The sequence below is a fragment of the Vibrio sp. 378 genome (assembly GCF_033339435.1).
This window is the reverse complement of sequence record NZ_JAWOUO010001074.1, coordinates 1-537: the sequence shown is the minus strand read 5'-3', so window position 1 is coordinate 537 and position 537 is coordinate 1. Positions and strand designations below refer to the sequence as shown.

Annotated in this window: 2 pseudogenes; both read left to right on the top strand. The window is 43.6% G+C overall.

Going from position 1 to position 537, the window contains the following annotated elements:
• A pseudogene (locus R7Q48_RS30440) lies at positions 1-296 on the top strand (TIGR01212 family radical SAM protein); the annotation flags it as partial.
• A 34-nt stretch (positions 297-330) separates the two neighbouring features.
• A pseudogene (locus tag R7Q48_RS30435) lies at positions 331-537 on the top strand (diguanylate cyclase); the annotation flags it as partial.

Sequence of the window (537 nt, the reverse complement as noted above, 5' to 3'; positions counted from 1 at the left end):
GTACGATGGCGAAAGCTTGGAGAGCTGGCAGATTAGAAGCTCCTGAATTGGAAGAATATGTTGCGATCGCCAGTGAAATGATTCGTATGACGCCCGCTGATGTTGTGTTTCATCGTGTCTCTTCCGCAGCTCGTCGTCCAACGTTGTTGTCCCCGCTTTGGTGTGAAAACCGTTGGTTAGCCATGACTGAAATTGGTCGCGCATTAAATAAAGATGGCGCTCAAGGCAGCTTAATAGGAAAACCTTTTATCTACACGAAGCCGGAATTAAAAGCAGATTGCTCAATAAATAACTGATATATTTTTAGCAGTTTGCTTTATAGGTGGAAAAATGGATCAGTTACTTAATTGGCTTTGGAATGGGCAGGAGAGTTATGGATATATTGTCCTGCTATCGATAGTCAGTGCGATTGCGATAGCACTTATCTACTTTCGTTTCCAAAACGCACTTAAGCAGCTTATTACTGATTCGCCTTATCCAGTGCTGGTGCTAGATGCCAGCCATGGACAAATCCTACTTTCGAATCAAGCAGCGATG